The organism is Emticicia sp. GW821-FHT11C11, from assembly GCF_058808615.1.
This window is the reverse complement of sequence record NZ_JBXARV010000002.1, coordinates 806,742-828,484: the sequence shown is the minus strand read 5'-3', so window position 1 is coordinate 828,484 and position 21,743 is coordinate 806,742. Positions and strand designations below refer to the sequence as shown.

The window sequence follows — 21,743 nt, the reverse complement described above, 5'->3', positions numbered from 1 at the left end:
AACCGAAGATTAGCGAGATGCCGTTCTTAATTATGATAAGAACGTTTAAAAAGACTGAAAAATGTATTTTATGGTCAAATATGCTGATTTATTGTTTAACCAATCAATGTAGATTTATTTGGAAACTTCGTCCAAGAGTTGATTGTAAACTTTCGACCTTCTTTTTTTCTTTTGATTTTCGGCAATAATCGCAGCTTTTTTGTATCCTCCCATGTAGTATCTTTGAAACCATGGAACCATCGTAATAAAAATATCAAAACGTGAAGTGCTGTTAATGGCGGCTAATACAGCCCATGCTACTATTCCGCCGGTCAGAAGTAAAGAGTTAAAGCCATTTTTTACATCACCTGCATAAAACTGCCCCAATCCCGGAAGTATTATACTTAAAGTCTGCGCTGTTTTAGGGTTCAGTCGGCTTATTTTATTGTTTTTTACGAATAACTGATTGATCCGCTGCTGAGCATCCAAATCAGTTGAATCAATTAATGTAAGAAATTCTTTTTTAGAATCTTCATACTTCTCTGTTGAAAAATGAAGAATGGCAGAATAGAAAGTTTTTTTTCTTTGCTGTTCAGGCGTTAGATTTTCAGGAATATTGAACAGCTCTATTTCTGCATATTCAAAATTATTGAGAATCAGGAAACAGGATAATTTCCGGAATAGAATCTCGGCCTTTGTGCTATCAGTTTTTTGTTGGTAAAAAGCCAGTTCATAATAGTCGGCCGCTTCTTCAAAGTTCTGTGTAGCATATAGGCAATCAGCAATGTTTTTATAGCAAAGTTTCCGGAATTCTTCTTTTTTATCAAAAAAAATTACTCTTCTGTAGGTATTGGCTGCTCCCTCATAATCTTTCTTTTCATAGAGTATATTGGCAAAGTCAAAGGTTTGTTTTAAATCTTGTGAATACACAAGACAGGGGCCTGTTAAAAAGAGTAGTATTAAAAATCTGAATATAAACATAAGAAAATGTTGTGCAAGCATTAGAAATAACTGTTGAACAGATTATCAACCCGGTGACGGATTGTCTTATAGCTTTTTTTATTATAGTTTTTTGCCGAAACGACCGAACCATGAATGTTACCTAAATAAAAACCTAACCCAACAGTGCCGTATACCCAGCCTCGGGTACTTTGTGTTCCGCTTTTGCTAAAGCCTCTTATCGACTGAAAGGCCATAGTACCGACAAAAAACATAGATACGATTCCATCTTTCCAGTCCTTTGCGTAAAAACGCCCGGTTCCCGGAACAATTGCTGACATGATTCCGGCCAGAGCAGGGCTTTTCTTCTTAATTCTGACAGCCTCGGCCGTGAGAGATTTATAATCAAAAGCCAGTTTATGGTCTTCGTCTTTTAGTATTGCCAAAATCTCGTTGGCCTCCTTATAGTCGTCTTGTAGTATTTCAGAAGTTGCCAGCAATATTACTTTGTCTGGTTTAGATAATTGGGTATTGATTGCCCAAAAATCTTTTGCAGTTTTAAACTCATTTTTTAATAGCAGAGTCCGGCTGAATTCAATAGCAGATGGCGCTGTCATTAAAGAAAGATTAGGGTATAATTGTCTGCCACGTAGCACGGCGTCTTCCAGTTTCCCTGAGCGGCGATACATCGATAACAGAGAGGTTTTCAGGGTGTCATTCTGTGGGAACATGAAAGTTAAACGTTCATATTCTCTCGACGCTAATTCATATTGTCTTGATTTAGAAAGATACTCGGCAAATTTTTTTGAGTTATCGTAATTATACAGGTCTTGAGCTGAAGAATCTATGAATTTGAAAATAATTAAAAGAATTAGCGTGGTTCGTTTCATCAACTTAGGGTTTATCAATCAATAACTTAGCCTTTAGGTCAAACTCATATTTGGTAGGGGTTAAACCATTGCATCTGGTCAGTCTATCCATCGTTCTGATTCCGCCCATTACCATGCCGTATTTTTTTACAGATAATATGCCGTACTCAGAGCATGAAGGCGAAAATGTGCAAGAAGTTAAATCTTGTGAGGAGAAAAATGTTTTGTAAAACAGGAATAGTCCTGAAAACAGATATTGCACTTCATTTTTGTTGCCTTGTGCCTCTTTATAATTCTTTTTAGGAGCTTGCTGTATGATGTTTCTATGCAGATTTATCTCATCTTTACTTTGGGCCACTAACCGGCTTGGGCAAAGTACGAACAGGTAAAATACGATTATAGATGCTATCTTCACCATTTTCATCAATCATGATATTTTTATAGGTTGTCTGCTGAATATTCTGAGTGCCATCAGAATTATAAGTAATTTGTGTGACCTGTCTTGGAAAAACCACTCCTTTTACATTGACATAGTCTTTAAAAAACTGTTGACTCAGGAGTTTATCTGATACGTCGTAAAAGGCTATAGCGTCTAATTTTTTATCAATATTAGCCATTTTTATTTTACCCATAATTTTTACCAATCTTTTTTCAGCTACTTTCCAGGTTGTAATCACTCTTCCATCCTTATCCTTTTCTACTTTTTCCACTTTGTAAATACCATTTACTTTTCCGGAATTAATTCCGTAATCGGCAAGCCTTCCCGATAGCGATAAGTGAAATATTGAGAATTCGTTCATTATCGATACACTTTGTAAAGCCAGTAGAGAATCCTTTTTATTTAATCTGTATAAAGTGGTATCTCTGATAATGACCGTCTCTTCATTTGGAAAATGAAGTTTATAAGTCAGACTTAAAGAGGGTTTATCATAATATACCTTTCCTACTGTCAGGCGGTAAGCTCCTGTGGAAAGTTTATCTTTAATAGAGACATCGGCTTTTAAGCGATAGAATTCTTGTGCAAAAGAATATTGATATCCAAGAACAAAAAGTAAGAAAATAAGTTTTTTCATAATACAGAATGAACTTAAACAGAAAAAGCTCAACAAGCCGTTGAGCTTTCTACTGTCAGATCTTTATCAAAAGAAGAAGAAGCTTCTACTATATTAATTTGCCGCGGCAACCAAGAGCAAGTATATAAGCCAGATGCCCGTCCAGGTTAAACAACCATATAAAGCCATTCTGGTTTGTGCCTTGTCTTTTTCAGTTATAATATAAACAAGTATTACACCCACTAACCCTAGTACGCAACCCCACCAGAAAGCTGGAATATTTAATGGAAGCTCATCTACGGCAAGCGTAGCTGTAGAGTTAGTGTCAAGTTTTACGTCTTTCACCAATTCGGTTTCTTTTATATCTTCAAGTGTAGTGCCTTCATTGGCATTTACATAGGTTTCAAGTTTGTTTAACTTTTCAAACGCGGCATCAATGTTTTTTTCATCATACTTTAATGTTTCAACTGAAGCCGGAGTAGTCAATGCTGTAGTAGGAGCAGTTATTTCAGTTGATGCCGTGAAGGTCTCAACCGGATTGGCTATCGTAGTAGCAATTTCTTCAGAACCGGTAATGGTTACTTTTTCAGTAGTTGAAGCAGCAATTGAGGTTGTTTTATTATTGGTTTTTTGTGCCTGCGCATAAGTCTCAACTTTTTCTTGTTGAACGTAAGCATATTGCTTCTTCTGGCAAGCTACAAAAAGAAAAGAAATGGCAGTTGCAAAAATGATAGGTAGTTTTTGTTTCATTTACTTAAAAGTTTTTGAAAGTAATAAAGGAGAGTTTTCTGATTGCAATATACAATTGTGTTTTAAAAAAAGTAATTTTTTGATCAATAATTTACTGTAAACTTAGTTAACGGTCCTCCATTAAAATAGACTATAGATAATTAATGATATTTTTAAAGTTTGGTGAACCTCTATATTATCTTACCATAAATTCCTGTTCTAATTTCTTACACTTTTGGTTTTTACTGAAAAAACTTGTAATTTTGCACCCCGAAAGAAGCCCTTAAGGCTTTTTCTCAAAAAATCAATAATTAGTTATTGATAATCTTTTTAGAAACTCTTTATATTATATAAAATCATGAATATTACAGCAGCAGATGTAAATAAACTCCGTCAGATGACTGGCGCTGGTATGATGGACTGCAAAAAAGCTTTAACAGAAGCGGAAGGCGATTTCGAAAAAGCCGTTGAGATTCTTCGTAAAGCTGGTCAGAAAGTAGCAGCTAAACGCGCTGACAACGAAACTAAAGAAGGAATTGTATTAACAAACGTAAGCGCAGACGGTACAAGTGCTACTATTTTAGCCCTTGCCTGCGAAACCGAGCCGGTATCTAAAGTTGAGGCTTTCCGTACCCTGGCAGAAGAAATTCTTCAGGTTGGTGTTGCAAACAATATTAAAGATAAAGAAACGCTATTGAGTACTACTTTAGCAGATGGCCGCTCGGTAGAAGAAGGCATTACTGAATTGATTGGTAAAATCGGTGAGAAATTAGTGATTACCGACTACACTAATCTTGAAGCAGCACAAGTGGTTTCATACAACCACTCAACAGGTAAACTAGGTGTGTTAGTGGCATTTGACAATACGCAGGGAAGTGATGTAACGGAAGTAGGTAAAGATATTGCCATGCAGATTGCTGCCATGAAACCGGTAGGTTTGGATAAAGAAGATGTTGATCCTGCGGTTGTTCAGAAAGAAATTGAAATCGGTATGGAAGTGGCTCGTCAAGAAGGTAAACCGGAAGCAATGTTAGAGAAAATCGCTTTGGGTAAATTAGGTAAATTCTACAAAGAGAATACTTTGTTGAATCAGGAGTTCGTAAAAGACAGCTCTATCACTATTGCTCAATTGCTTGAAAATACGCAAAAAGGTTTGAAAGTTACAGCATTCAAACGTGTACAAATCTAATTTGTAACACGATTTTGATACGTTGTTTATCGCAATTGACCCCTTTCTCCGGAAAGGGGTTTTATTTTTTATGAGCGCCCCGGAAAATAAAAGCGAATAGTGATTGACGGTTGATCGGTCGTTTTTAAATGAGCTATTTTAGCTAAGTAGTTTTTGTAACTTTGTAAACAATTGAATAGAGTCTTCGTCATGAATCAGTGCGCAGAAATAAACTGAGTAAGACGACTTTACTAAATCATAGATAATGAAATTACCCGAAGCTTTTGCACAGCAAATGCAGTCTGTTCTGGGAGATGACTATCCGGCTTTTGTTAAGAGCCTTTCAGAACCGGCACCCGTTACTATCAGGCTGAATGATAGAAAGAAAACAACAGAACCTGCTGTATTGCAAGATAAAGTGCTGTGGCATCCTGATGCGGCTTATTTAGCTGAGCGGCCTGTTTTTACGTTAGACCCGGCCTTCCATGCGGGGGCGTATTATGTGCAGGAGGCCTCATCCATGTTTGTGGCAGAGGCAGTTAAGCAAACAACTGATTTGAGCCATTCGCTGCGGGTAATGGATTTATGCGCGGCACCGGGTGGTAAAAGTACGTTATTGGCTTCTTTGCTAAACGATAGAAGCCTGTTGGTTGCCAATGAGGTAATCAAAAGCAGGGTAGGGGTTTTGAAAGAAAATCTTGAAAAATGGGGATTCCCGAATTATCTGGTTAGTAATCAGGATCCTGAAGAAATGATTGATTTGGAGGGCTTTTTTGATGTGGTTTTAACAGATGCTCCATGCTCGGGTGAGGGACTATTCAGAAAAGACCCCAAGGCGATGAATGAATGGTCGGAGAATAGCGTTCAGATGTGTTGTGCCAGACAAAAACGGATTTTACAGGCAGCGGCCATGTTGGTAGCACCCGGAGGCATTTTGTGTTATTCGACCTGTACCTACAATGATAAAGAAAATGAATTAAACGCACAATGGTTAACACAGATGGCGGACTTCGAACCTGTTAAGCTGAATATACCTGCTGAATGGGGGATAACCGAGAGAAAATTCGGGTATCAGTTCTTCCCGCACAAAGTGAAAGGAGAAGGGTTTTATCTGGCGGTTTTTAGAAAAACCAAAGGCAAAAGACAAGAGGGTAGCGGCAAAGTAAAACTAAACCGTGTGCCTCAAAAAAAAATAGATGTTCTGAAAGACTGGCTGCACGAACCTACTGCTTTTGAATATTTTGAAAAGCCTGACGGACAGATAGTAGCCATACCTGCAGCATTGACTGCCGATTACGCCGTGGTTTTCAGAGCCCTGCAAAAACGTTCGTCGGGTTTGGAAATCGGTCAGTTTAAAGGTAATGACTTTATTCCTAGTCATGACCTGGCTTTAAGCACAGCTATTGCCAGAGATTTGCCTGCCATTGAATTGTCGAAAGAAGAAGCCCTGCGGTTTCTGAAAAAAGAGAATCTTTCTATTGATTTCTCAGACCAACCGAAAGGATGGCTACTGGCAAGGTATCAGGGTTTAAATCTGGGTTTCATGAAGGTAATCGGTGATAGAATTAATAATTACCTGCCCAAAGAATGGCGCATACGAATGGAGATTCCGGAGTAAATAGATAAGCAAGGGCTAAGCGGGTTAATCGTTTAGCCTTTTTGTTTCAGATATATTTCTTCATCAGATAGTCAGTCTGTACGTCATCTCCTAGCAGAAAGGTATGCTCACCAAAGCGCTCGTAACCCATCTTTTCATAGAACCGAAGTGCATTTTGGTTATGTTCCCAGACACCCAGCCATATTACTTTAAAATCGTTTTCTTTTGCCCAGCCGGTACAGAAATCGATTAGTTTACGACCCAATTGCATGCCATGAAAAGCTTTCTGCACATATATTCGTTCTATCTCCACGGCATTTTCGGTCTCTAAGCTTTTGGCTGTGTGATTCCTCACCAGCTTTACGAAAGCTATTAGATCCTCTCCTTTTTCGCAGACCACATATTGAGTAGCGGAATTCTGCAGCTCTTGTTGGATCTGCTCAATAGAGAAATTTTTGCTTACATGTTTCTCCATGTTTTCAGGAGTATTGTATGCTGTATAGGTATCACGAAAAGTAGTTTCTGAAAGCTCACGTAGTCGTGGCCCATCGGCCGGAACAGCAAGTCGGAATAACATAAATCAAACGATAGTTTTTGCAAATAAAAGCGATGGTGGGCTTTGAAGCAAAGGAAAAATAGGAGTAACAACCTTTTTGTATTCCGTCGTTGATTAATCTATGAAATCGATAGTCAAAAATGCAATTTTTAATGTATATCAATTATGATAAAATGTTTACATTTAAGCAATTAAACCTAAGCCCTAAAAAAATGAGTGAAAGTACTCCTTCACAAAGACTCTATTCGCTTGATGCACTGCGCGGTTTCGATATGTTCTGGATAATGGGCGCAGAAGATTTTTTCCACGAATTAATGCTGGCTACCAAGCATCCCACAGCTATCTGGATAGCCACCCAGCTTTCACATGTTGAATGGAATGGTTTTCGTTTCTACGACCTCATCTTTCCTTTGTTTTTATTTATGTCGGGCGTTTCGACTCCTTATTCTGTTGGACGTGAACTGGAGAAAGGCACAGATAAATCTAAGTTGCTCGGCAGAGTAATTAAAAGAGGGCTTATTCTGGTTTTGTTAGGGGTCATCTATAATAATGGCCTGCATATTAAACCATTAGAAGAAATACGTTTCCCTAGTGTATTAGGGCGTATCGGAATCGCCTATATGTTTGCCTGTATTATTTATTTATATGCCAGCCAGCGGTTCCAGTATGTGTGGTTTGCAGGTATTCTTATAGGCTATTGGCTGTTGCTGAAGTTTACCTCGGCACCGGGTTTCCCTGCCGGCGACTTAACAATGGAAGGCAACTTTGCTTCGTGGATCGACAGAAGTATTCTTCCGGGGCACCTGCACCGGGGTATTCATGACCCCGAAGGGCTCGTGTCGGCTTTTCCGGCTATAGGTACGGGTCTATTAGGAATCTTTGCAGGTAATTTTCTAAAAAACAGTCCTATCGATATAAAAAGAAAAGCACCCTCGTTAGCGCTTGCCGGAGTGGTATGTCTGATAATAGGTGGTTTCTGGGATTTATTCTTTCCCATCAACAAGAATCTCTGGACTAGTTCTTTTGTGCTCTATGTGGGTGGATGCAGTTTGTTGCTGTTAGCCGTTTTTTATTTTATCATCGATGTGCTCGGATACCGCAGATGGGCATTTTTCTTTATGATCATAGGTGTGAACTCTATTCTGATTTATATGTCAGTAAAGTTCATCAACTGGTATTATACTTCTAAAGGATTCTTTCAATGGTTGGCTGATATAGCCGGAGAAAATTATGAGGGTGTAGTGTTAGTAGGGGGCGTAATAGTTGTAAAATGGGTTTTCTTGTGGTTGATGTACCGAGGCAAGATATTTTTGAGAGTGTAACCGGAATAATCAAAAACAGAAGTGGCCTGTGTTTAAAGCATCAGGCCACTTCTGTTTTTATATCTTGTTTCGATTTGAAAAATCGAGATACACACCCTTTAAATCTTTTTAATCAATTCTGATATCACAAAACTACCTATCAGAATAGCAAAAAATACAAGTGCCAGCATAGGGTTATAGATAGTCATGGCTAATAGCGCAACAGAGGCTATTATTAAGGCTATCATAGGCGAAACCGGATATAAAGGTACACGAAACGGTCGGTTGAGTTCAGGCTCTTTTTTGCGCAAGACCAGTAAAGAAACAACCGAGAAAATATACATGGTCAAAGCGCCGAAGGCTGAAAGGATGATGATGTCGGCAGTAGAGTTAGTAAGCAAAGCCAGAATACCAAGAACCATATTGAGTAATAAAGCATTGGCAGGAGTTTTGAATCGTGTATTCACTCTGCCTAGAAACTTAGGCGCATTACCTACACGGCCAAACTCAAACGTAGAGCGTCCTGCGGCTAAAACCAGTCCGTGGAATGACGCAATCAGTCCGCAGGTGCCAATACCTACTATCATTTGATAAATGATGCTGGTATTGCCAATTACCTTGCTCATAGCCATAGGCAGAGGAGAATCAGAAGTACCTCCGTCAGCATTAAATACGATGGTTTCCCAGCCGTTTACACCCACAGCAGCAAGAAAAGTAAGCAAGCAAAGGATAACCAGGGTTGTCATGGCCGAACCAAAACCCCAGGTAATATCTTTTTGCGGATTAACAGATTCTTCGGCTACATTGGCCAGGCCCTCAATCCCCAGAAAAAACCAGATGGCAAAAGGCAAAGCCGCAAAACTGCCCGACCAACCATTAGGCAAAGCGTTTATATGCAGGTTTTTAAATTCGAAATCAGGGAACACAACTATCCAGAAAATAATCAGACCTAATACGGCCAGTATGGTAATAATCAACTCAAATGCAGAAGCCAGTTTAGTACCAAGTATATTCAGTAGCGTGAAAAGCAGATAAGCAGTAATTGCAATGGCAGTAACAGAAAATTGCGGAAAAATAACATTGAAATAAGAACCTATACCCACAGCTATTGCCGGAGGGGCAAAAAGAAACTCAATGTTTTGCGACATACCTGCCAGAAACCCCCATTTTTTGCCCAGTGCCCGGTTGGCATAATCAAAAGCACCTCCGGCCTTAGGAATAGCACAGGCTAATTCGGCATAACTCAACGAAAAAGTGATATACAGAATAATGACTACAATAGTAGCAATAGCCATACCCAGCGTGCCGCCTTTTTCGAGGCCCAGATTCCAGCCGAAATACATTCCGGAAATAACGTAACCAACACCTAAACCCCATAGTAGTGTAGGGGTAAGACTTTTCTGTAGTTTTTCTTCTTGTGATTGTGCCATGTGTAAATTTATTAAATACTTCGAATAAATGAAATCAGAGCATTTAAAAAATACAATTTATTTTGGCGGTTTGGAATCATGAACTTAAATTTGTGCAAATTTAAAGACCATCATTTTTTGACATGAAAAAGGTAAGCGTGTTATTATTTGCAGTTGTTGCTATTTCATTGGCTTCATGCAGTTATCAAAAAAATAATGTAATAGAGCAAAAAAATGTCCGTCAAGGAGATGAGTGGGTGTATGGTGTAAGCCCGGATTCTGCTGCCAGACAGTTAAAAAATAAATATACGGCTAATCCTGATCTCGAAAAACGTGCGAGCGATATTCGTGAGAAATTATATGGGAAAACCGGAGCTTGATTATCAGCTCATATAGTAGGCAAATTACAATCTCCATGAAGCGATAAGCAACTGTGCGTTTGTAATATGCCTATTTTTGTTTTTCACACTTTTATAATAACTAATACTCGGAAATGAAAATAGCACTAGTAACTGGTTCTGCGGGTTTGATAGGTAGTGAGTCGGTAGCTTTTTTTGCAGAAAAATTTGATTTAGTAATTGGTGTAGATAACAATCTTCGTTCTTATTTCTTTGGTTCTGAAGCCTCAACCGACTGGAACCGGAACCGCCTTGAAGAGCGATTCAGCAATTATAAACACTACAATGCAGATATCCGTTCGGAAGAGCAAATCGGTAAGATTTTCAAAGAATACGGCAATGATATTAAGTTGATTGTTCATACTGCTGCGCAACCAAGCCACGACTGGGCGGCCAGAGAACCTTTTACCGATTTTACTGTAAATGCAAATGGTACGCTTGTCATGCTTGAGATGACCCGCCAGCATTGTCCGGATGCAGTTTTTATTTTTACTTCTACCAACAAAGTATACGGCGACACACCTAATTATCTGCCATTGGTAGAATTGGAAACACGCTGGGAAATAGATCAGGCGCATCCTTATTACAAAAATGGTATTGATGAGCTGATGTCTATCGATCATTCAAAACACTCCATTTTCGGAGCGTCGAAAGTGGCTGCAGATGTAATGGTGCAAGAGTATGGTCGTTATTTTGGTATGAAAACTGCAGTTTTCCGCGGCGGTTGTTTAACAGGCCCTAACCATTCAGGTGCGCAGTTGCATGGTTTTCTGGCTTATCTGATGAAATGTGCCATTACCGGAAACCACTATACTATTTTCGGATACAAAGGAAAACAGGTAAGAGATAACATTCACAGCTGGGATCTGGTGAATATGTTCTGGCATTTTTACAATGCCCCTCGCCCGGGTGAAGTCTACAATGCCGGTGGTGGACGTTTTGCCAACTGTTCAATGACGGAAGGGATTGCACTTTGTGAGGAAATAACAGGCAATAAAATGAAATATAGCTACGCAGAAGATAACCGTAGCGGCGACCATATCTGGTATATTTCAGATTTGACCAAATTCAAAACACATTATCCGGAATGGACCTGGAAATATGACCTGAAAGAAACACTGACACAGATGTATGATAACATCAGCAAGCGTGTTTAAGAAGATATCAAACGAAAAAATCCTAATCGGTATCGATTAGGATTTTTCATTTATAACAAGATTGGTGCTGGTCATCAAGTACTTTTCAAAAAGCAATGGCCGGATGGATAAATTATCTCATTCTATCGGCGTCTCTTACTGTTTTCTCATCGCGGCGAATCAAACGATTGGCTATCCAGTTAGATACCAAAGCGACGAATGCCGCCCAGAAACCGATACCAAACTCACCTTGTTGTTCCGGTGCGAAAAACTTCGTGGCTTCAAATTGTATAAGATAGACCGTTGCACCAAGCAAACCGGCACCTATCAATGAGTTAAGCGCTACATAAAGCATCTGGCGTACACGGTTTTTATACTGAAAAACAGTGAATATGGATACTCCGGCCGAAAAAACAGCCATTACGGCCAGATAATAAACAGGTTTGGCCACAGCGGCCAATGTGCCTTTCATATGTACCAGATAGTAAGGACTCAGTATGGCTTCTTCTCCTATGCCTACCTTATGCCACACAGGGGTAGCTAAAAACAGGATCATACAAATGGTGGTAAGAAGCAATAATAAAGATTGGGGGCGTTGTAACATTTCAACAATACGTTAATAATTTTAAATACAGATTTTAATACAAAGGTAAAGAATCGTGCAAAACCTTTCTGAATCCCGGGTGTTTTTTTATTAGAGTGTCAGAAGTTTGATTATTTCACTGTGTTCGGGATACTTCTGCAAAAGCTTTTCCCGGCTTGCCAGTTCGAAGTCGGCAAAACTGAAACCCGGAGCAACGGTGCATCCAACCAGTGAATAACTATCAGGTTGAACAGGCTTACTGCCAAACCACACACCGGCAGGCACAACTGCCTGAAATACCTCACCATTCTCTGGGTTACTGCCCAGCTTTATGGTTTGCACCAGGCCCTGATGGTCAATGTAAAAAATATATAAAGGTGAGCCATAGTAAAAATGCCACATTTCGTCAGATTGAATGCGATGCAGTGAAGAAAACTGGTGGCCTTCGAGCAAAAAATAAATTCCGGTACTAAAATTTCTATCTCCCTCAAAACGTTTAGGAAGAGCATCTTGTGGAATAATTTCTGCCGAACGGTAAGTCTCAGCAAAGTAACCACCTTCCGGGTGTGCCTGCATCTGATATTTTTCGATCCAATATTGGGCGGTTTTCATTTTAATGTGGAAATAGATGAACGAATATCTTATTTTTGGGCAAAATTAAAAGAACCGGTTTCTTCCGAATACCTTAATGAAAAGTAAATTTATAAAAATCCTTTCTATTGTTGGTGGTATCGTGGTGCTAAATGTGCTGGCATCTTTTGTTTTCTTCCGAGTTGACCTTACGGAAGAGAAACGTTATTCAATTTCTGATGCGACTAAAAGCCTATTGGAAAATCTGGATAAAGAGGTACTGATAAAAGTGTATCTGGAAGGAACAGAGTTGCCCGGAGGCTTTGAAAGACTGAAACGTGCCGTGAATACAACGCTTGATGAATTTAAAGTATACGGAGGCACAAACATTGAGTTCAGGGCAATAGACCCCAATGCAGAAAATGACACCAAAAAGCGTGAAGAATTTTATGCTGAGCTTATGAAGCGGGGCATGCAACCCACAAGGGTAGTAGATAATAAAAACGGCCGTCAGATTGAAAGCATTATTTTCCCCTATGCCTCAGTTGTTTATGAAGGCAAAGAAGTGCCTGTACTATTGCTGAAAGGAACAGAGGGCAGAACTGCTCAGGAAAAACTCAATCAGTCGTACGAAAATGTAGAGTATGAACTGGCTACGGCCATTCGTAAGCTGACCCTGAAAGAAAAGAAGAAAATAGGTTTGCTGACAGAGTTCACGAAACTGAAACCTATCAGCTTTGCTGACCTGATTACATCTCTGCAGGAGCGTTATGATATTTTTATAGTAGATGCCAAATTATCGCCGACTTTTGATGGTTTGGATGCACTTATTTTACCCAAACCAGATTTACCGATTGACGACAGCACCAAGTACAAGATAGATCAATATGTAATGAGTGGGGGCCGTGTCTTGTTTTTTGTAGACGGATTAAAGGTGGATTCTGTAAGCCTTGAAAGCACCTACGCTCAACCTCTGGAATTGAATCTGACAGACCTGTTCTTTAAATATGGTGTGCGCATCAACAGCAATATCGTGAAAGATGGTGCGAGTTCGGCGGCTATTCCGATGGTAGTGGGTAATATGGGCGATAAACCTAATATCCAACCTATTCCATATAGGTATTTTCCGGTTATTAATAATTTTGGCAAGAGTCTGATAACGAATAATCTGGACTTGGTTTTCTGTCGGTATGTGGCGTCTATTGACACGGTGAGTGCTCCAGCTATTACTAAAATACCCTTGCTGATGACCACCCCATACACAAAGGTATTGAATGCCCCGGCATTGGTTACTTACAACGAGGCACATACAGAAGCCCAACAGGATGAATACAACAACGGGGTAAAAACCATAGCGTATTTGCTGGAAGGGAAATTCGAATCGCTCTATAAGAACCGCTTGCTGCCTTCAGACCCTAATTATAAAACATTCAGAGCCGGAAGTGCACCGACAAAAATATTGGTGTGTTCGGATGGAGATTTGATTGTGAACGAAATTAATCCAAAAAACGGTAACCCACTGCCACTGGGTTTCGATAAAACCACCCAGCATGTATTTGGTAATAAAGACTTTGTGATGAACGCCGTCGACTACCTGATTGATGAAAACGGGGTGATACAGGCACGTAGCAAAGAAGTAAAACTACGACCTCTGGATAAACTACGCACCCGCGATGAACGCACCAAATGGCAGGTTATCAATATCGCTATACCGTTAGCGCTAGTAGTTTTATTTGGAATGAGTTTATATATATTGCGCAAAAGAAAATTTGCCTACTGAAAGGTCTTTTTTTTAGTAAAAAAAGTACTACATTTAAATCTCGAATTTTTTTCTTATACTCTATTTACGACCAGATAAACATGAACCTGTTTGAAATTAAAGAGCAGCCCAAAGTCTATGATGTTGTTATTGTGGGCTCAGGTGCTGGTGGTGGTATGGCCGCTTATCAGCTTACTAAAGCCGGTGCAAAGGTTTGCTTGCTAGAAGCGGGTGGATACTTCGACCCCGCAGATCCTAAATACATCACTCAGTTAAAAAATCCTTGGGAATCTCCTCGTCGTGGTGCCAGCACGCGCACTCGTCCATTCGGAGATTTTGATGCAGCCTGGGGCGGTTGGGATATTGAAGGTGAGCCTTATACTGCTATGCCGGGCACTCAATTCCGTTGGTTCCGCTCAAGAATGCTTGGTGGTAGAACCAACCACTGGGGGCGTATCTCGATGCGCTTCGGTCCGGACGACTTCCGCAGAGGCTCTATGACTGGTATCGGTGACGACTGGCCTACCAGCTATGAGGATTACGCACCTTATTACGATAAAGTAGATAGATTAATCGGTTTGTTTGGTACAAAAGAAGGTATCCGTAACGAACCGGATGGTATTTTCTTGCCTCCTCCAAAACCACGTCTGCACGAGTTGATGTTGAAGAAAGCGGCAACTGGTATTGGTATCCCCGTTATTCCATCACGTATGGCCATGCTTACCAAGCCTATCAATGATTCACGCGGTGCCTGTTTCTATTGTGCGCAATGTGGTAGAGCTTGTCAGGCCTATGCAGATTTCTCGTCTTCGTCAGTATTATGTATTCCTGCGGCTAAAACAGGAAACCTTACATTGATTAACAACGCGATGGTAAGAGAAGTGTTGACAGACCCTAATACAGGTCTTTCTACAGGCGTTTCTTATGTAAATAAACTTGATCTGAAAGAATACCAGATAAAAGGCAAAATTGTCATTTTAGCTGCCAGTACGTGTGAAACTGCCCGTATTATGCTTAACTCTAAATCGTCAAGATTCCAGAGAGGTATAGCTAACGAAAGTGGCGTTATCGGTAAATACCTGAACGACTCAACAGGTGCCAGCCGTTCGGCATTTATTCCTGCTTTGATGGATCGTAAACGCTACAATGAAGATGGCGTAGGCGGTATGCACGTATTTACACCTTGGTGGGTAGATAACAGCAAATTAGATTTCCCGCGTGGTTATCATATTGAATATGGTGGCGGTATGGGCATGCCGGGCTTTGGCTTTGGCGGTGGCATTGAACGTGTAAACGGACTTTTCCCTGATAAAAACGGTAATAAGAGAAAAGCGGGGGGCTATGGTTCACGCCTGAAAGAAGATATCCGTCTTACATATGGTGCTTATATCGGTATGGCAGGTCGTGGAGAGCCTATTCCGTTGGAGTCAAACTATTGTGAGATTGACCCTAATGGTGTAGATAAATATGGTATACCAACGTTGCGTTACCACTACAAATGGAGCGAAAACGAAGTCAAACAGGCCAAGCACATGCAGGATACTTTCGAGCAGATTATCCACGCAATGGGTGGAATTCCGATGGGTAAAAAACCTGATGCAAGCAATAATTACGGTTTAGCTCAGCCGGGTGAAATTATCCACGAAGTAGGAACCGTTCGTATGGGTAATGACCCTAAAAAATCGGCTCTGAATGGCTGGCAACAAGCGCATGATGTGAAAAACCTGTTTGTGGTTGATGCAGCTCCGTTTGTATCTCAAGGTGATAAAAACGTTACGTGGACTATCCTTGCAAGCTCGTGGCGTACTTCTGATTATATCATTGAGCAGAGAAAAGCAAAAACCATTTAAAACCATTTTCAAGACATGAAACGTAGAGATACACTAAAAGCACTTTCATTGAGCTCGTTGGGAATGGCTGTTTTACCTACTACCGAGCTAGTAGCTGCACCAGACCCGAAGCCGTTTAAGACTACTCCGGCACGTATTCCGGAAGAAATAGAGAGAGATAAAAAGATAATGGCTGATAAATTCCTGACGGTATCAGAATTAGCCACTATTGCCATATTAGTAGATATTATTATTCCGGCAGATAGCAAATCGGGTAGCGCTACGCAAGCTGGTGTACCTGCTTTTATCGAATTTATCGTAAAAGATATGCCGCAATATCAGACACCTATCAGAGGTGGTTTGAAATGGTTGGATAACCAAAGCGGCAAACGATTCGGCAAATCTTTTGCGCTAATTACCCCGGCACAGCGTATTGAGATAATAGAAGATATAGCCTACCCGGACGATGTAAAACCGGAATACAGTCAAGGTGCGTCTTTTTTCTCACAAATCCGAAATCTGACAGTTACTGGCTTTTATACAACTCGTATGGGTTTTGATGACCTGGGCTACATGGGGAATACTCCTAACGACTGGAAAGGCGTACCGCAGGATGTATTAGATAAATACGGTCTGAAATACGATCCGCTTTATGACAAGCAGGATGGATAAGTAAAATTCATCGGGTAAGGAAAAATTTTGAAAATACCGGATTAAGTATCATAGCCTGCCTCTTCCAGAGGTGGGCTATGTTGTTATTGAGATTGTTTAGAAGTAAAAGCCTGAAATTAAATGTGTCAGAAATTGAAGTTTATATAATAGGTATTAATGAACATTTAAAGTAGTTGGCTGGTTTAAATGATTTCTTAGAGTAGTTTTACTATCTTGTCGAGAAAACTTACTGTGTTTAGCATTATTATAAAATGACTACCCTATTATTAGTTATCTGCCTTTTATTACTCATCATCAATTTTTATTTTCTTATTTTACCAGTAGTTAAGGGTAAGATAAGTCATGAAAAGATGATTGCGTTCCAAACTTTGGATGATATAAGGACGCCGATAATTAACGCCGGGCTAAAGATGCTTACTTCAAAGAAAGTCTATATGTCTTTTTCTGAAAAACAAAGCTTTTACATTTTTTTATCAAGAATTAAGAGTAAGCTCAGAGGCAAGAAAAGGGTATATGCGTATTTTAATTTCCCCAGAGCATTTTTAATGAACGGCCTGCTGGATATATATGATAAAAATAAAGATAATACCATTTTTAGCTCAATTAAAGAGCAGGTATCTAAAGTTATTGATGATACCGGAAACCTTAAATTTAAGTTTGATAAAGTAGACCAGGCATTATTTGGTTTGGTCTTGTTAAAAATGTACCAGATTGAAAAGGAGGACAAATATCTGAAGGCATTAGCTCATATCGAAAAGGGAATGAGGCAATTTATTAATTCAGAGGGATTAATCCTTTATCGGGCGAATACTAATGTTCTATTTGTGGATACTTTGGGAATGATTTGTCCGTTTTTGTATGCTTACGGTAGTTTCTCAGGCAAAGAAGAATTGATTGAACTAGCCAACAGGCAGCTTGAATTCTATATTGATAAAGGCTTTGATAAAGAAAATGCATTGCCTTTTCATGCATTCGATCTCAATAATCAATTTAGACTTGGCCCGACAAACTGGGGCAGAGGGATAGGGTGGTTCATGACTGGTGCGGCTTATGCACTTAAATATACAACACCCGGCAGCAATCCAGTTTATTCATTATTTAAAGAAACATTTGAAGGCATTAGCAATAAACTTGCAGATTTAAGGATTAGTAATAGCTATTGGTCACAATTTGTCGGACATACTAACGATGTAATGATTGATTCATCGGTTACGTTTATGATGTATCATGCTGAAATACTAAGTGGTAAGCCGTTGGATCGTACTCTTCTTGAAAGTATATTAAAACTCTCGGTGAATAAAGAAGGCTTTGCTGTAAACTGCTCCGGCGATACATTTTATATAAATCGATATGCCACTAAAAAAACGAAGTCTGAGTTAGTCCAGGGAGTATTGTTATCCATTCTTTCAAAGACCTGAGTATCCTGTAGTACTAATATTTAATAAGCATGATATACAAAATGATATAAACGAGAAAAGTCCTATTAATAGGACTTTTCTCATTTATATCATTGATTAAAATAGTAAGGAAATAGCTCTTAATACAACATCCTGAACCGTATCGTCTCTTCAATATCCTTAATCTCTTGGATGAACTCGTCAGTATATCCTTTGTCGATATCCATAATCACATAACCTATTTTTTCGTTCGTTTTCAGGTACTGACCATTGATGTTAATGGCGTGTTTGGCAAAAATATTGTTGATTTTAGCCAGAATACCCGGCACATTCTTATGGATGTGCAACAAACGATGTGAGTCTTTCAAAAGTGGTAATTGCAACTCAGGGAAGTTGACACTGCCGGTTGTGCTACCGTTATTCATGAACTCCAGCAAGCGTTCAGGTACGTAGTGCCCGATGCTCTCCTGGGCTTCTTCGGTGCTGCCGCCTATATGCGGGGTCAGTATTACATTTGGTAAACCCCGTAATTCATTGATAAACTCTTCGTTATTGGTTTTCGGTTCGTACGGAAACACATCTACCCCGGCACCGGCTACTTTGCCTTCTTTAATAGCTTCTACCAGCGCAGGTACATCTACTACATGGCCGCGGGCAAGGTTCAGGAATATAACCCCGTGTTTCATCAGTTCAAACTCACGCTTGCCAAAAATATTGGTGTTGTCCTTACGTCCGTCAATATGCATACTCACTACATCTGCTACTCGCAGCACTTCTTCTAAGGAACGGCATTTTTTAGCGTTACCGATAGGCATTTTATCTACAATATCATAAAAGTATACCTCCATACCCAGCGCCTCACCAATAACCGATAACTGCGTGCCTATATGACCGTAACCTATTAAACCTAGTTTTTTACCTCGTACCTCAAAGCTGTTATTGGCAGACTTATCCCATTTGCCGGCGTGCATGCCAATGCTTTTCTCGAAGATGTTACGGATCAGCATAATCATTTCGCCAACAGCCAGCTCAACAACCGAGCGGGTATTGCTGTAGGGTGCGTTGAAAACGGCAATGCCCCGTTCGGTGCAATCTTTTAAGTCAACCTGATTGGTGCCGATACAAAAAGCACCGATAATCATCAGTTTATCTGCATTTTCGAGTACTTTTTTGGTGACGTTGGTTTTTGAGCGTAATCCCAGAATAGAAACCCCCTTAATTTTTTCAGCCAGTTCGGCTTCGTCCATTGCTCCTTTGTGGAATTCTACATCGAAACCTTCGAATCTGAAAGATTCTATCGCTACCGGATGCACATTTTCCAGTAAAAGTACTTTGATACGGCTTTTCGGATAAGACTGGCTGCGGGGCAGCTTATTCAGGTACAAAAATTCGTCAAGTGAGGGCACTATGTGGTCGGCAATAGCAATTACTTTTTCACGTTCTACGTTTTCAGTAAACGCATAAAACCGGTTAGCTAAGCCCGAGGCTCTCAATTCATAGTCGGTATAGCCGTCACCAATGGCATAGATATCACCCTCCAGATTCAACGAACGCAGCAAATTTACCTTACCGTTGGCGTGAGCTAATACGTTATCATTGTCAACACCGATAATGTTTCCTTCTTCATCAAATATAAAACTATTGGCATAGACGTTGGCTTCTCGCAGACCCATAGCTGTTACAACAGGTACGATAAATTCTTTGAAGCCGCCGGATAAAATCAATATGTTATCAGCATATTCACGAAGAAATTTCCCATTTCTTTGAAAAGAATCTGATACTTTAGTGTGCAGAAAATCAATCAGTTTTTCAATATGGCTGCGGTTAGCGCTCAACAGTTCAATTCTTCTGCTCAGGGCTTCGCCGAAAGAAATCTCACCATTCATGCCCATTTCGGTCAGTTTTCTGATCTCCCCAACAATTTTTTCCTGATTGGCATTACCGGTTAAGGCTATATTGGCTAGTTCGTCCAGTCCTTCTACTTTCGTAAAGGTGCTGTCGAAATCTATAATAAAATAAGGATTGCTCATGAATTAAGATTCTCTAAAGAATAGGTAATGATGTTAAATTCTGATTAAGCGTAAAAGAATTACTGCGGATTCTCCAACGCAATTTTGATATGTTCCAGATGATGCACACAGTGCCAGGCTCCCATGTGTAAGGCCTGAGCCAAAGTCACGTTAATCTGGCGCCCTACATGGAAAAAGCTTCTGCTGAAGTCACCGGATGTCATCGTTTTCAACAAATGTGTCCATCGTTTATGTGTTGCCTCCAATAGCAACAGTGCATCGGCCAATGGTATACTCGGTACCTCCGGATTATTGGCCCAACCATTAATATTGGGGCCGAATCCCTGTGGGTTATCCTCACATAGCGCCTGTTTAAAACGGGCAAAATGTAAAATGTGCATGTCTGAAACATGCACTACCACCTTATGGATATTCCATGCACCTTCCCGATATGACCTTGCCAGTTCTTCTGCAGAGAGGCTTTCCGTCAACGCGGCATACTTAGCCGGATAATGCTCAATAATGCTGATGTTCTGAGCTATTTCTTCATCAGAATAAAACTGTTCTGGTTTCCACTTGCCAATCGGAAACTGCCGCTCTTCGAGAGTCATTACTTTAGGGAGGTTTTGTTGCAGGCTCAAATTTACAGACTATTTCAGAAGCAAAAATGAGCTAAGCTATTGATTTTCAATAAATAAATAAATTATCAAGGTTTTTCTTGATATAATACAAAATATCAATAGTTGATGAAGAAGAATGCAAATATAACAATTTTCAGGGAACCGGATCATATCCGTGGCCACCCCAGGGATGACAACGACCTATACGCTTGACGGTAAGGAGCAAGCCCTTAAAAAAACCATATTTCTGGAATGCTTCAACCGAGTACTGAGAGCACGTGGGAGTATAACGACAGGAAGCAGGAAACCAGGGCGAAATGCCTGCCTGATAGAGTCGGACCAGAAAAATGGCGATGTACTTCATGGCTTATTCGAATAAAAAATATAGGGTAACGGTGTGCGTTGTAAGGCGGTCTATCCCTGCTATGGCTGTTCCTCGCGAAGTAGCCGGATTGATCAGATTTGCTATGCCATGTGAAAAATGGAGTTCGGGCGAAAACTTGAAATATTCTCTGAAAATCTCAATCCCGGTGCCGTATTCTATGCATAAATCGCTTGTTTTAGTGCTAAATTGCTGGCGACTTTTTCTATTAACGGTATTGGTTTCAATACCATAGCGAAGCCCTCCAAAAATATACATGCGCACGTTACCACGGCGTTCTGACTTGTATTTCAGCATCACGGGTAACTCAAACCAGGCACTTTCGCGTGTTTCTTTTCTTTCGCCCAGTAGGTTATCTGGGTCTGTTGAGTCCGTATCTACATAACGGTACTCAAGTTTTCTTCCATAAAGGGCTACTGTAGGCAAAATCCGGAAATCGAAGTAATCGTTCAATCGTATATTGGCCAGGCCACCAATTTTTATACCTAAGGCGCCCGGTGAAGTAATAGAATAGTAATTGTCCTGATTAACGAAGTAATTATTGAATTTTACATTGTAGTTGGTATAAGGTATACCAATAAAATATCCGAATTTTACCGTTTTCGCATCATAATCCTGCTGATAAAGTCGTCTATTCTGCTGTGCATGCAAAGCCTGCACCGAAAGAACGGAGATAACCAGATAAACCGCCCCTGACAGGAAAGTTTTTCGTAAAGTAGTGGTTAGATAAAGTGAAAAGAGTACCTTAAAATTTTTCATTCAATATAAGAAAAGGAATCATCCATAATC

At 40.0% G+C, this 21,743-nt stretch carries 22 protein-coding genes; 9 read left to right on the top strand and 13 right to left on the bottom strand.

The genetic code is table 11. The features are described from left to right. Positions 1–114: 114 nt before the first annotated feature. From AC1RRY_RS13495 to AC1RRY_RS13475, 5 genes are all read right to left on the bottom strand, one after another. Complete coding sequence (locus tag AC1RRY_RS13495; protein WP_492819941.1) at positions 115–909, bottom strand: tetratricopeptide repeat protein; 795 nt, start codon at positions 907–909, stop codon at positions 115–117. 71 nt (positions 910–980) lie between these two features. Then, positions 981–1,808: a tetratricopeptide repeat protein gene (locus AC1RRY_RS13490; RefSeq protein WP_492819943.1), complete on the bottom strand. Its 828-nt coding sequence runs from the start codon at positions 1,806–1,808 to the stop codon at positions 981–983. A 4-nt stretch (positions 1,809–1,812) separates the two neighbouring features. Further along, on the bottom strand, positions 1,813–2,145 hold the full coding sequence (yidD, locus tag AC1RRY_RS13485; RefSeq protein ID WP_492819945.1) for a membrane protein insertion efficiency factor YidD: 333 nt from the start codon (positions 2,143–2,145) through the stop codon (positions 1,813–1,815). Further along, positions 2,132–2,860: a hypothetical protein gene (locus AC1RRY_RS13480; protein WP_492819947.1), complete on the bottom strand. Its 729-nt coding sequence runs from the start codon at positions 2,858–2,860 to the stop codon at positions 2,132–2,134. The genes yidD (AC1RRY_RS13485) and AC1RRY_RS13480 overlap by 14 nt, the downstream gene beginning before the upstream one ends. 93 nt (positions 2,861–2,953) lie before the next feature. Then, positions 2,954–3,589 (bottom strand): hypothetical protein, encoded by a 636-nt coding sequence (locus AC1RRY_RS13475; protein ID WP_492819949.1) that lies wholly within the window; start codon positions 3,587–3,589, stop codon positions 2,954–2,956. 337 nt (positions 3,590–3,926) lie between these two features. Here AC1RRY_RS13475 and tsf point away from each other — a divergent pair, with 337 nt between their 5' ends. Beyond that, the gene (gene tsf / locus AC1RRY_RS13470) at positions 3,927–4,757 is read left to right on the top strand and encodes a translation elongation factor Ts (protein WP_492819951.1); all 831 of its coding nucleotides are present in this window, start codon (positions 3,927–3,929) and stop codon (positions 4,755–4,757) included. Positions 4,758–5,001: 244 nt separating this feature from the next. Further along, positions 5,002–6,354 carry a methyltransferase RsmF C-terminal domain-like protein gene (locus AC1RRY_RS13465; protein ID WP_492819953.1) on the top strand — a complete coding sequence of 451 codons (1,353 nt, stop codon included), beginning with the start codon at positions 5,002–5,004 and terminating at the stop codon, positions 6,352–6,354. A 46-nt stretch (positions 6,355–6,400) separates the two neighbouring features. On the opposite strand, the gene AC1RRY_RS13460 is transcribed toward AC1RRY_RS13465, so the two are convergent. Further along, a complete protein-coding gene (locus AC1RRY_RS13460; protein WP_492819955.1) occupies positions 6,401–6,910 on the bottom strand; it encodes a GNAT family N-acetyltransferase in 510 nt (169 codons plus the stop codon). A gap of 191 nt (positions 6,911–7,101) precedes the next feature. On the opposite strand from AC1RRY_RS13460, the gene AC1RRY_RS13455 reads away from it, so the two are divergent. Continuing rightward, a complete protein-coding gene (locus AC1RRY_RS13455) occupies positions 7,102–8,211 on the top strand; it encodes an acyltransferase family protein (protein ID WP_492819957.1) in 1,110 nt (369 codons plus the stop codon). A 98-nt stretch (positions 8,212–8,309) separates the two neighbouring features. On the opposite strand, the gene eat is transcribed toward AC1RRY_RS13455, so the two are convergent. Beyond that, the gene (eat, locus tag AC1RRY_RS13450; RefSeq protein WP_492819959.1) at positions 8,310–9,620 is read right to left on the bottom strand and encodes an ethanolamine permease; all 1,311 of its coding nucleotides are present in this window, start codon (positions 9,618–9,620) and stop codon (positions 8,310–8,312) included. A 122-nt stretch (positions 9,621–9,742) separates the two neighbouring features. Between eat and AC1RRY_RS13445 the strand changes: the two genes are divergently transcribed. Both AC1RRY_RS13445 and AC1RRY_RS13440 read left to right on the top strand, forming a co-directional pair. Beyond that, entirely contained in the window at positions 9,743–9,979 is a 237-nt protein-coding gene (locus tag AC1RRY_RS13445; protein WP_492819961.1) for a hypothetical protein, read from the top strand. 113 nt (positions 9,980–10,092) lie between these two features. Beyond that, positions 10,093–11,154, top strand: coding sequence for an NAD-dependent epimerase/dehydratase family protein (locus tag AC1RRY_RS13440; RefSeq protein ID WP_492819963.1), 1,062 nt, complete (start codon positions 10,093–10,095; stop codon positions 11,152–11,154). Between the two features lie 112 nt (positions 11,155–11,266). Here AC1RRY_RS13440 and AC1RRY_RS13435 read toward each other — a convergent pair whose 3' ends face one another. Further along, positions 11,267–11,737, bottom strand: coding sequence for a DUF4293 domain-containing protein (locus AC1RRY_RS13435; protein ID WP_492819965.1), 471 nt, complete (start codon positions 11,735–11,737; stop codon positions 11,267–11,269). 90 nt (positions 11,738–11,827) lie between these two features. Then, positions 11,828–12,328: a cupin domain-containing protein gene (locus AC1RRY_RS13430; RefSeq protein ID WP_492819967.1), complete on the bottom strand. Its 501-nt coding sequence runs from the start codon at positions 12,326–12,328 to the stop codon at positions 11,828–11,830. 76 nt (positions 12,329–12,404) lie between these two features. Here AC1RRY_RS13430 and gldG point away from each other — a divergent pair, with 76 nt between their 5' ends. From gldG to AC1RRY_RS13410, 4 genes are all read left to right on the top strand, one after another. Continuing rightward, a complete protein-coding gene (gldG, locus tag AC1RRY_RS13425) occupies positions 12,405–14,066 on the top strand; it encodes a gliding motility-associated ABC transporter substrate-binding protein GldG (RefSeq protein WP_492819969.1) in 1,662 nt (553 codons plus the stop codon). Between the two features lie 80 nt (positions 14,067–14,146). After that, positions 14,147–15,895: a GMC oxidoreductase gene (locus tag AC1RRY_RS13420; RefSeq protein ID WP_492819971.1), complete on the top strand. Its 1,749-nt coding sequence runs from the start codon at positions 14,147–14,149 to the stop codon at positions 15,893–15,895. A 15-nt stretch (positions 15,896–15,910) separates the two neighbouring features. After that, positions 15,911–16,546, top strand: coding sequence for a gluconate 2-dehydrogenase subunit 3 family protein (locus AC1RRY_RS13415; RefSeq protein WP_492819973.1), 636 nt, complete (start codon positions 15,911–15,913; stop codon positions 16,544–16,546). A 251-nt stretch (positions 16,547–16,797) separates the two neighbouring features. Then, a complete protein-coding gene (locus AC1RRY_RS13410) occupies positions 16,798–17,964 on the top strand; it encodes a glycoside hydrolase family 88 protein (protein WP_492819975.1) in 1,167 nt (388 codons plus the stop codon). A 119-nt stretch (positions 17,965–18,083) separates the two neighbouring features. Here the strand turns inward: AC1RRY_RS13410 and serA are convergent, their stop codons facing one another. The 4 genes from serA to porT all read right to left on the bottom strand — a co-directional run bounded on the left by serA (position 18,084) and on the right by porT (position 21,713). Further along, positions 18,084–19,973: a phosphoglycerate dehydrogenase gene (gene serA, locus AC1RRY_RS13405; RefSeq protein WP_492819977.1), complete on the bottom strand. Its 1,890-nt coding sequence runs from the start codon at positions 19,971–19,973 to the stop codon at positions 18,084–18,086. A 59-nt stretch (positions 19,974–20,032) separates the two neighbouring features. Next, positions 20,033–20,563, bottom strand: a complete 531-nt coding sequence (locus tag AC1RRY_RS13400; protein ID WP_492819979.1) for a DinB family protein — start codon at positions 20,561–20,563, stop codon at positions 20,033–20,035. Between the two features lie 163 nt (positions 20,564–20,726). Next, a complete protein-coding gene (gene yidD / locus AC1RRY_RS13395) occupies positions 20,727–20,936 on the bottom strand; it encodes a membrane protein insertion efficiency factor YidD (protein WP_492819981.1) in 210 nt (69 codons plus the stop codon). A gap of 3 nt (positions 20,937–20,939) precedes the next feature. After that, complete coding sequence (gene porT, locus AC1RRY_RS13390; RefSeq protein WP_492819983.1) at positions 20,940–21,713, bottom strand: type IX secretion/gliding motility protein PorT/SprT; 774 nt, start codon at positions 21,711–21,713, stop codon at positions 20,940–20,942. Positions 21,714–21,743 lie beyond the last annotated feature (30 nt).

What these genes read in the sequence shown, in the direction of transcription:
- AC1RRY_RS13460 (WP_492819955.1), bottom strand. Translation starts at nt 6,910, where the DNA reads ATGTTATTCCGACTTGCTGTTCCGGCCGATGGGCCACGACTACGTGAG.
- yidD (WP_492819981.1), bottom strand. Translation starts at nt 20,936, where the DNA reads ATGAAGTACATCGCCATTTTTCTGGTCCGACTCTATCAGGCAGGCATT.
- AC1RRY_RS13475 (WP_492819949.1), bottom strand. Translation starts at nt 3,589, where the DNA reads ATGAAACAAAAACTACCTATCATTTTTGCAACTGCCATTTCTTTTCTT.
- AC1RRY_RS13410 (WP_492819975.1), top strand. Translation starts at nt 16,798, where the DNA reads ATGACTACCCTATTATTAGTTATCTGCCTTTTATTACTCATCATCAAT.
- AC1RRY_RS13480 (WP_492819947.1), bottom strand. Translation starts at nt 2,860, where the DNA reads ATGAAAAAACTTATTTTCTTACTTTTTGTTCTTGGATATCAATATTCT.
- AC1RRY_RS13430 (WP_492819967.1), bottom strand. Translation starts at nt 12,328, where the DNA reads ATGAAAACCGCCCAATATTGGATCGAAAAATATCAGATGCAGGCACAC.
- AC1RRY_RS13435 (WP_492819965.1), bottom strand. Translation starts at nt 11,737, where the DNA reads ATGTTACAACGCCCCCAATCTTTATTATTGCTTCTTACCACCATTTGT.
- AC1RRY_RS13420 (WP_492819971.1), top strand. Translation starts at nt 14,147, where the DNA reads ATGAACCTGTTTGAAATTAAAGAGCAGCCCAAAGTCTATGATGTTGTT.
- AC1RRY_RS13400 (WP_492819979.1), bottom strand. Translation starts at nt 20,563, where the DNA reads ATGACTCTCGAAGAGCGGCAGTTTCCGATTGGCAAGTGGAAACCAGAA.
- gldG (WP_492819969.1), top strand. Translation starts at nt 12,405, where the DNA reads ATGAAAAGTAAATTTATAAAAATCCTTTCTATTGTTGGTGGTATCGTG.
- AC1RRY_RS13415 (WP_492819973.1), top strand. Translation starts at nt 15,911, where the DNA reads ATGAAACGTAGAGATACACTAAAAGCACTTTCATTGAGCTCGTTGGGA.
- serA (WP_492819977.1), bottom strand. Translation starts at nt 19,973, where the DNA reads ATGAGCAATCCTTATTTTATTATAGATTTCGACAGCACCTTTACGAAA.
- AC1RRY_RS13490 (WP_492819943.1), bottom strand. Translation starts at nt 1,808, where the DNA reads ATGAAACGAACCACGCTAATTCTTTTAATTATTTTCAAATTCATAGAT.
- tsf (WP_492819951.1), top strand. Translation starts at nt 3,927, where the DNA reads ATGAATATTACAGCAGCAGATGTAAATAAACTCCGTCAGATGACTGGC.
- porT (WP_492819983.1), bottom strand. Translation starts at nt 21,713, where the DNA reads ATGAAAAATTTTAAGGTACTCTTTTCACTTTATCTAACCACTACTTTA.
- eat (WP_492819959.1), bottom strand. Translation starts at nt 9,620, where the DNA reads ATGGCACAATCACAAGAAGAAAAACTACAGAAAAGTCTTACCCCTACA.
- AC1RRY_RS13440 (WP_492819963.1), top strand. Translation starts at nt 10,093, where the DNA reads ATGAAAATAGCACTAGTAACTGGTTCTGCGGGTTTGATAGGTAGTGAG.
- AC1RRY_RS13465 (WP_492819953.1), top strand. Translation starts at nt 5,002, where the DNA reads ATGAAATTACCCGAAGCTTTTGCACAGCAAATGCAGTCTGTTCTGGGA.
- AC1RRY_RS13445 (WP_492819961.1), top strand. Translation starts at nt 9,743, where the DNA reads ATGAAAAAGGTAAGCGTGTTATTATTTGCAGTTGTTGCTATTTCATTG.
- AC1RRY_RS13455 (WP_492819957.1), top strand. Translation starts at nt 7,102, where the DNA reads ATGAGTGAAAGTACTCCTTCACAAAGACTCTATTCGCTTGATGCACTG.